Source organism: Apilactobacillus sp. EABW-1NA, assembly GCF_030398685.1.
GTDB classification, from domain to species: Bacteria; Bacillota; Bacilli; order Lactobacillales; family Lactobacillaceae; genus Apilactobacillus; species Apilactobacillus waqarii.
This window is the reverse complement of the sequence record NZ_JAPDKO010000020.1, coordinates 19,188-28,078: the sequence shown is the minus strand read 5'-3', so window position 1 is coordinate 28,078 and position 8,891 is coordinate 19,188. Positions and strand designations below refer to the sequence as shown.

General features: G+C 37.4%; 11 protein-coding genes. 5 read left to right on the top strand and 6 right to left on the bottom strand.

Annotated features, from left to right (window positions below):
- Positions 1–932, top strand: a 932-nt coding sequence (locus OEZ61_RS06180) for an IS3 family transposase (RefSeq protein WP_290047158.1), incomplete at its 5' end; no start/stop codon positions are given.
- A 38-nt stretch (positions 933–970) separates the two neighbouring features.
- Here the strand turns inward: OEZ61_RS06180 and OEZ61_RS06175 are convergent.
- The gene (locus OEZ61_RS06175) at positions 971–1,384 is read right to left on the bottom strand and encodes a MarR family transcriptional regulator (protein ID WP_034534793.1); all 414 of its coding nucleotides are present in this window, start codon (positions 1,382–1,384) and stop codon (positions 971–973) included.
- A gap of 156 nt (positions 1,385–1,540) precedes the next feature.
- Here OEZ61_RS06175 and alsS point away from each other — a divergent pair, with 156 nt between their 5' ends.
- Positions 1,541–3,214: an acetolactate synthase AlsS gene (gene alsS / locus OEZ61_RS06170; protein ID WP_034534792.1), complete on the top strand. Its 1,674-nt coding sequence runs from the start codon at positions 1,541–1,543 to the stop codon at positions 3,212–3,214.
- Between the two features lie 33 nt (positions 3,215–3,247).
- Here alsS and OEZ61_RS06165 read toward each other — a convergent pair whose 3' ends face one another.
- A complete protein-coding gene (locus OEZ61_RS06165) occupies positions 3,248–3,703 on the bottom strand; it encodes a DUF805 domain-containing protein (protein ID WP_080695561.1) in 456 nt (151 codons plus the stop codon).
- A 46-nt stretch (positions 3,704–3,749) separates the two neighbouring features.
- Complete coding sequence (locus OEZ61_RS06160) at positions 3,750–4,187, bottom strand: DUF805 domain-containing protein (RefSeq protein WP_051592247.1); 438 nt, start codon at positions 4,185–4,187, stop codon at positions 3,750–3,752.
- A gap of 143 nt (positions 4,188–4,330) precedes the next feature.
- On the opposite strand from OEZ61_RS06160, the gene OEZ61_RS06155 reads away from it, so the two are divergent.
- From OEZ61_RS06155 to OEZ61_RS06145, 3 genes are all read left to right on the top strand, one after another.
- Positions 4,331–4,906 carry a TM2 domain-containing protein gene (locus OEZ61_RS06155; protein ID WP_051592246.1) on the top strand — a complete coding sequence of 192 codons (576 nt, stop codon included), beginning with the start codon at positions 4,331–4,333 and terminating at the stop codon, positions 4,904–4,906.
- A gap of 117 nt (positions 4,907–5,023) precedes the next feature.
- The gene (locus tag OEZ61_RS06150; protein ID WP_290047157.1) at positions 5,024–5,878 is read left to right on the top strand and encodes an NAD(P)H-binding protein; all 855 of its coding nucleotides are present in this window, start codon (positions 5,024–5,026) and stop codon (positions 5,876–5,878) included.
- Positions 5,878–6,315, top strand: coding sequence for an Rrf2 family transcriptional regulator (locus OEZ61_RS06145; protein ID WP_034534789.1), 438 nt, complete (start codon positions 5,878–5,880; stop codon positions 6,313–6,315). The genes OEZ61_RS06150 and OEZ61_RS06145 overlap by 1 nt, the downstream gene beginning before the upstream one ends.
- 71 nt (positions 6,316–6,386) lie before the next feature.
- Here OEZ61_RS06145 and OEZ61_RS06140 read toward each other — a convergent pair whose 3' ends face one another.
- The 3 genes from OEZ61_RS06140 to OEZ61_RS06130 form a co-directional block, all read right to left on the bottom strand.
- A complete protein-coding gene (locus OEZ61_RS06140) occupies positions 6,387–6,713 on the bottom strand; it encodes a hypothetical protein (protein WP_034534785.1) in 327 nt (108 codons plus the stop codon).
- 132 nt (positions 6,714–6,845) lie between these two features.
- Positions 6,846–8,072, bottom strand: a complete 1,227-nt coding sequence (locus tag OEZ61_RS06135; protein ID WP_290047156.1) for an MFS transporter — start codon at positions 8,070–8,072, stop codon at positions 6,846–6,848.
- Between the two features lie 182 nt (positions 8,073–8,254).
- The gene (locus tag OEZ61_RS06130) at positions 8,255–8,845 is read right to left on the bottom strand and encodes a DUF1003 domain-containing protein (protein WP_290047155.1); all 591 of its coding nucleotides are present in this window, start codon (positions 8,843–8,845) and stop codon (positions 8,255–8,257) included.
- Between the last annotated feature and the right edge of the window lie 46 nt (positions 8,846–8,891).

Genomic DNA, 8,891 nt, shown 5'->3' with positions numbered 1-8,891 from the left:
TACTTGGAAAAATTGGACGCCTTGATTCAAAGCAAAAAATCACCAACAAAGAAAAAGCGCAAATAATAAATGAGTTAAGGCGAGAAATGAACGTTCCATTATTTGTGTTATTAGATATTGCCGAGATATCTAGTAGTAGTTATTACGATGCTTGTCAACGTGAATACGAAGTTGATGACCAAGAGGTCATCAGTGAGATTAAATTCATTAGAAATGAATTTCAAGATTACGGATATAGAAGAGTAACCATTGAATTGAAACGCCGAGGATACAATATCAATCATAAAAAAGTCCTTCGCATCATGAAGAACGAAGGACTTTTATGTGATAGTTATAAACGAAACATCAGAAAGTATAATTCTTATAAAGGAACTTGTGGAAAGGTCGCAAGCAATAGACTAAGAAGAAGATTTAGAACAGATCGACCATACCAAAAGATAGTTACAGACGTTACTGAACTTAGATGGGGAAACAAAACAACCTCAGAAAGAGCATATTTCACAGCGTTTATGGATTTATACAACTGTGAAATAATTTCTTGGAATATAGGATTACATCCAAACGTTGATTTTGTAGTTTCTCCGTTAAATGAATTAATGGGACTACGTCCCAAAACTAATTACAGAATGACCGTTCATTCAGATCAAGGATTTCAGTATCAAAACGGTAGATATATCAATGTTTTAAAAAGTAATAAAGTGTTTCAAAGTATGAGTAGAAAAGCTACTTGTTTAGACAATGCATGCATAGAAAGCTTCTTTAATCAATTAAAGGTCGGCACTGTTCATAATAATAATTTTAAAGATTATAATTCCCTTAACCAAGCGGTTAAGGAATATATATCCTATTACAACAATTATCGTATAAAACAAAAACTGGGAGGAATGTCACCGGTTGAATACCGAATCAATTCCTCCCAGAAAATTGCATAACCATCCTCCAATTTTAGGGGTTCAGGTCACAACGTTTTTTATTTTTGAATATCTTCTAGATAGCTATTGGTTAACTTCTTCATCGTATCTTCCCAATTGTAGTTAGTACTATTACAAATGGCGTTGATAAAGTTCAACTGTTCAGCTTCAATCTGTTCGATTAATTTTCGTCCATCATCTGTTAAATACACGACTTTTTTTCTCTTATCAGATTTGGCTGGTCCGGTATATACGAGGTTACGTTCTCTTAAATCGCGGCACGCCACGTTTAACGCCTGTTTGGAAATATCTAAGATTTGAAGTAATTGTTTGATTGTAATCTCATCAATTGTATCAATCGAGAATAACATTTTTTGTTGATTTGAAGTTAGGTTATACTTTGATAAATCGACAATTCGATTGATTTCTTGGTACGCAAAGTAAAAGACCATTAATTTCTTTTTATCGATCATTTTATTCTCCTTTAGGTCAATTAAGTTGACCTTATATAGAATAGTGCTATTATTATAGAAAGGTCAATTAGATTGACCTATAATATTATTTACTATTCTAGAGTATCAGAATTCATTCAATCTGTCAGAATTATTTATCATATTTGAGGTGATATTATGGATAAACCCACTACCGGATCAAAATCTTTGATTCAAAGCATGATCAATCAAAATATTAAATACGTCTTCGGTATTCCCGGCGCCAAAGTCGATCAACTATTCGAAGACCTACAAGATTTCGATGACGAAAGAACGCCTAAACTAATCGTTACTCGTCATGAACAAAATGCCGCGTTCATTGCTGCTGCCATCGGTCGTTTAACAGGCGAACCTGGCGTTGTTGCCGTTACTTCTGGACCAGGAGTTTCCAACCTAGCAACCGGATTAATCACCGCTACCTCTGAAGGTGATCCGATTATTGCCATTGGTGGCCAAGTAAAACGAGATGATTTATTGCGCCTTACCCACCAAAGCATTAACTCTGCTGACTTATTAAAGAGTGCTACTAAATATAGTGTTGAGGTCCAAGATGCCAACAATATCTCAGAAACCTTCTCAAACGCCTACATCACCGCTCAATCACCTAAGAAAGGTGCAGCATTCATCTCAGTTCCTCAAGATGTTTTAGGCGACGAAGTATCACGTCCAGTAATCGATAAACTACCTAAAATTACCAACGGTAGTGTTGATAAAACTCGCATGAAAGAAATCGCTCACTTAATCGAAAACTCCAAACAACCGGTTATCCTAGCAGGTATGCGTGCGTCAACTCCTGAAGTCAGTGCAGCTCTCCACAAATTGCTACATAAGTTCTCCATTCCAGTCGTTGAAACCTACCAAGGTTCTGGTGTGATTTCAAAAGAACTTGTTGATAATTACTACGGTCGTGTCAGTTTGTTTGATAACCAAATCGGTGATACCATCTTGAAAAATAGCGACTTGGTGATTGCCGTTGGTTACGATCCAGTCGAATATGAAGCTAGAAACTGGAACCAAGCTCACACTCAAGTAATTAACATCGATACAGTTTCACCTGAAATCACTGCTGAATACCAACCAAGTATCATCGTTAATGCCGACATTGCCGAAAGTATCGATGCATTAACCGAATACATCGATGATTCAATGGAACTTTCCAAAGAAGTTACCGATCAACTTCATAAATTACGTGATCACTTCACCGAAACCATCGAAGAAGTGCACGAAACCACCGAAGATGGTTTGCACCCTATCTCGGTGATTCAATCTCTTCAAAAATTTGTCAGTGAAGATACCATTGTAACTGTCGATATTGGAAGCCACTACATCTGGATGGGCCGTTACTTCAAGACTTATAAGCCACGTCATTTACTATTCAGTAACGGTATGCAAACCCTTGGGGTATCACTTCCATGGGCCATCGGTGCTGCCTTAACTCATCCCAACGAACCGGTCATCTCAATTTCAGGAGATGGTGGATTCCTATTCTCAGGACAAGAATTAGAAACCGCCGTTCGTTTAAACCTCAACATCATTCAATTAATTTGGGTCGATGGTTACTACGACATGGTTAAGTTCCAAGAAGTCGCCAAATACGGTCATGATGCCGGAGTTAAATTCGGCTATGTTGACTACGTTAAATACGCAGAAAGTTTTGGGGCTACCGGTATTCGTGCCAACAGCGTTGACGATTTAAACAGTGCTTTAAACCGCGCTAAAGACATCCAAGGCCCCGTGATTATTGAGATTCCAGTTGATTATAAAGACAACATTGAGCTAAAGACTAAACTCATCCCAAACGAATTGAATTAAATCAAAAAAGAGCTAGAAAAATCTAGCTCTTTTTTAGTCTTCTTTGCTTGGCAGAATTGATAAAACAATATCCGATAATATCAATAAAATATCAATAACTTGTAGATACCATGGTAATTTTTTAACTGTATACACAAGTAATGACGGTATGATAAATGTAATGATAACCCAATATGGGTTTACCCCAATGTCTCTAAAACGTCTTACGTATTGTGAAATATTTGGAACAACCGTGACAATCGAAAAAATTAAATAGATTGTTAGACCAAGTCTATTATCTAATTTTTCAATTCCAGCAATAATTCCAGTGATAAGTGTTAATCCAAAAAAACTCCACCAAAATTCTGATCTAGTGCTACGGCCTTTAAAATCGAAGTATCGGCTCCAATACATTGAGAATCCTTCAATAAATCTTAGCATCTTATCACATCCAAATTTATTTCTATTTAATGTTACATTCGAAAAATATTGTACCAATAACTCTTTCATTTTTGACACAAAAAAAGAGCGGTTACCCGCCCTTTTTGATGTTTAATTATTTTCTATCTTTGCTTGGCATTACTAAAATAATGAAACCAATGATTGAAATAATAGTAACAAGTGCTGATAACCAGGCGTTATGCTTGTAACCATCTAATCTAGTTATAATTCCTGGTAAAACATAGGTAATTAGTAGGAACCATGGTGTTACACCAGCGTCACGGTAACGACGGAAGTATAGTGAAATGGTAGGAATGATTGATGCGATAGCGTATAGAACGCATACTGCGATACCAATTAGAGCAGCAATCCCGAATGACTTGTCAGCGTGACCAGTTGCAAATGCGGTAATAACTGCAACACCACCGAATGCTAGTGCAAAGACTGCGTAGATGATTGAGTTAATTAAGAATACCCACCAGAATTCTGATCTGGTACTTACTCCAGTAAAGTTAATGTAGTTTTTCCAAAATTGTTTGTATGCTTTAATCATAATTATATTTCCCCTTTTCATATTCTATGTACATATTAATTAATCGCTTACAAAAAATCAATTTAAGAAATTATTAAGAATGCTTTGAATTATCTAATAATGGTATAATTAAAAGTACTCAAGATATTTAGGGGGATTTTTATATGAACAATGTCGATATTTTAGAACAACAAGTTTTCGCTGCACGTAAGAAATTATCTACCCAAGAACAACTAATGGTAAATGATTACGTCGAAAATAATGCCGTTAGCCCGGTTGCCGCATGGCTACTATGGGTATTTTTAGGACAATTCGGGGTCCACCGTTTCCTATTCAAGAAGCCATATGCCGCTTTAATGCTTACCTTAGAAATTATTGGATGGGTTACAATTATTCTTATCATCGGTCTTGGCTTTCTAAGTGCCGTTTGGATTTGGTGGATTGTTGATGCTTTCTCAATCCAATCATGGTTAAAGGAAAGTCGTCTCCAAGCCGCTTACAAAGGAATCAACCAAATCACTGGTAAATCAGTTGAAGAATTAAGTGGTATTAACTACGCTTCATTCAATGGTGCCTCATTTGTAAACTACAGCAACCAACCTCAACAACCAGCTCAACCTATCAACAATCAACCATCTTCAGCAAACGTTGAACCACAACAAAGTAGTGATTCATCAAACGCTCAATCAGTAAATGATACAGATGGTGACTTTACTGATTTCAGTAAACCAAGAGAATAACATTTTGAAAGCTTCCAAAAATTTGGGAGCTTTTTTGGTTGCATTATTTTCATCCACCTGTTATCTTATATGTAACATGTTAATTACAAAGTAACAACTAGAAAGGTTGATGAAATTATGAAATACGCAATTAGTGCAGTTACCGGTAACTTCGGTAAAGAAGCAATCAAAGTTTTAATGAAAAACGTTCACAGAACAGATATCGTGGCTTTAGCAAGAAATGTTGAAAAGGCTGAAAAACAACTTCCAGCTGGATTAGACGTTCGTCCATTCGATTACGGTAACCCAGATCAAATGGCAGAATCACTTGAAGGCATCGACAAGCTATTATTTGTCTCATCACAACCAAACCCTGTCCTACCTCGTATGACTCAACACCAAAACGTAATTGATGCCGCTAAAAAAGCTGGCGTAGCATTTATCGTTTACACTAGTTTCCCACACGCTGAAACTGCCGATAACTTCTTATCACATGATCACACTCAAACAGAAGCAGCTATCAAGGAAAGTGGCATTGCACATTCATTTGTTCGTAACAACTGGTACCTAGAAAACGAAGCAACTATTCTAAAACCAGCTAGTGAAGGTCAACCATTCGTATACGGTGCTGGCGACGGTCACGTAGGTTGGGCGCTAGAAGCAGAATACGCTGAAGGTGCTGTTCGTGTCCTATTAAGCAAGTCACCAAAAGAAATATATGAATTTGCTGGTGAACGTCGTACCTACTCTGACCTAGCAGAAGCCTTGAAGAAGGCAACTGGCAAGGACTTCCCCGTTATCTCAGCATCTGCTGAAGACTACAAGAACGGTCTAAAGGAAGCTGGATTAGATGATGCCACTGTTGGAATCGTTTCAGACATTCAAGCTTTAATCGCTGATGGTCAATTGGATGAAGAAACAAATGACTTAACTGCCGTAATTAGTCATTCACTTACTCCAATCGAGGACGCCATCAAGAAGGTTATCAAATAATGAAGTATTCACACCGTTTGAGTGATGCTGTTCATATTTTGACCTACATTGGTGCCGCTGAAATCGTCGAAGATGATCTATCGAGCCGTGCAATTGCTGGGAGTATCAATTCCAATCCCAGCCTTGTTCGTCGTTTAATGTCGTCACTCAAAAATGCTGGCTTAATCACCAGCGAACCCGGCCGTGCTGCCGTGTCATTAAGCAAACCAACTGATGAAATCACCCTTCTCGATGTCTACAAAGCAATCGAAGAACCCGACTTGTTCCACGTTGATGAAGAAACTAATCAACAATGTCCAATCGGGGCCAACATTCAATCCGCTTTGCATAAGGCATACAATGAAGTGCAACAACAAGCCGAAGTCGAAATGAGCAAAATCACCCTCGCAGATATCGTCAAAGATGTCGTTGACGGCAATAAAAAAGCACTATCCTAATGGATAGTGTTTTTTTATTTATGTACTTGTTTTAATCATCAATCAAATCAAGCACCTTTATCTTACTAGTATTAAGCTAATGCTGCACCAAATAGAACAGTTACAACGAATAAGATGAAGATAATACCAATAAATGAAATGATAGTACCTGCAATAGCAAGACCCTTAGGTTGCTTGAATAAACCAATAATTGAGAAGATGGCACCTAATAGCCATACTACGAAGTCAACAAATGGAATCCATGAAGTAACCAATAAAGCGATTAATGATAGAACGAAACCGGCAGTACCGATACCATTAGCCTTAGCTTGGTTGATGTAGATTGATTGGTTACCACCATTTGGTTGACCATTTTGTTGTTGAAAATCTGGTTGTTGGTTGTTTGAACCGTTATCCATTATGAAAATCCTCCTGAATATGAATGAAAATAATTATATCTAATCATTTTATAATTATTTCTTAACCTAATAATAACTAAAAATAGACACCAGGTCAATTTTTGCTTATATCAAATTCACTTTTTATTTATTTTACATGTAGCCGTGGTTAAAGTTTCTAAGCTTCTTTAGTGTCAACATTGCGATAACAGCAACTAGATACATTAGTGACATGAAGACCATTATTTGTATCAATGAGAACTTCGCCATCAATAATCCCATCATTACGGGTGAGAAACCACCTACTGACTTACCAATTGCCATGATCATGTTGTTGGCAGTGGTTCTAATATTGGTAGGATATAGGCGACTGATGATGGCACCAAAGCCACCGTAGAAACCAGCGGCAAAGAATCCGGCTAGTGCACTAAATACCAATAGCATCATTGCACTGTGCGCAATCGCAATTCCATAGATGGCAACGGCAGCTGATAACATGAAGAATGCAAACGCCACCCTAGGACCAATCTTGTCCATGATGTAACCAAAACTAATCATTCCCAAACTGATACCAACGATTGTGGCAATCATCCATAGTGATGACTTTGAAATTGAGACATGAAGTTGTTTTTGCATGATGGTTGGTAACCAGATCATTAGGCCGTAGTAACCGGCGTTTTCAACAATCACCATGATGGTGATGACAATGGTTTGCCATGCCAATTGTGGAGTCTTAAATAGTTCGGAGAATGAAACGTGTGGAAGCTTGTTGTTCTTCTTTACTTCCGCTTCGTAAACCGGACTTTCCTTTAGATGACGACGAATGAAGTAAGCCAAGGCAACCGGAATTAAACCGAATAGGAATAGTGTGTTCCAACCAAACATTGGAAGCACGATGGAAGCGATAATCGCAGCCATGATTCCACCCATTTGACCACCTGCGGCTGAGAAGGAGATAATCTTGCCGACCTTAAATCCTTGGAAGTGTTCAGAAATAAGTGACACCCCTGCTCCGAATTCACCACCGGAACCGACCCCCGCTAAAAATCTTAGTAGGTAGATTTCATAAATGTTATGAGCAAAGAATAGTAATCCTGTCGCAATCGCGAACAAGAAAATTGTATGTGAGAAGATTTTGACACGACCGAATCGGTCAGCCAAAATTCCGAATAACAATCCACCAAATAGTTTTCCTAAATTGGTAATTGTTGAAGTAAGTCCTGCAGCTGCGTGACTGATATGTAAACTCAAAATCATTGATGATAGCGCAAACGATAAGAACATGCTATCCATATTTTCTAGTGCAAAACCAACCGTAGTGGAGGCAAGCGTCTTTTTTTGATCAAAACTAAAGTGCTTTGATTCGTTAATGACATCCATCTATAAATTCCTCTTTCTGTCTAATCACGAACATTAATCTGATTTGTTTTTATAATATACGTATATTATGCTACTTTGTTATGAAAATGGCAACATTTTTCTATTTCTAATCGATATTTGCGATAAAAATCACCATTTCTCCTTAGTAATGTTCGGAAAATAAAAAAAGGATGATTAACTAATTAATCATCCTTTTTGTTTTGTAAGTTATCTTCAATATTTTTCTCACGTTGGGAAGCTTCGATACGGATTAACATTTCCATTTGTAATTGATTCAACTGACTTTGGTGCTTGTTGTACTTAGTTTGTAAATCAACCTTGGCGTGCAATAGCTTCAATTCTTCTTCAGAACGTAAGTTAACGTGGTAGTCGTTTCGACGGTCTAGATCATCTTTTTCACCGGCACGGTTTTGACTCATCATGATGATGGGTGCTTGAATGGCGGAAATACATGAAAGTGCCAAGTTCAAAAGAATGAATGGATATGGATCAAAATGCCAACCAAATAGTTGCATGACGTTAATAAACATCCAACCAACTAAAAAGACGACGAACGAAATTACAAATCCCCATGATCCACCTACCTTGGCAACCTTATCAGCTAGGCGTTTACCAAATGTGTAATTTTCTTGTAGGGCCTTATCGGCATCGATTACCTTAAAGTCTTCGTTGTTAATTTTTTGGGTTAAACGACGGTCAATCTTGTTAAAAGCCGCCTTGTCTTTGCGCATCGCTTTTTTAATATCAGCATATTGTTGTGCGTAATTTTCCATTGTTTCAACTCCCTAAAATATGTATAAACAAAAGTCTATACTTTAT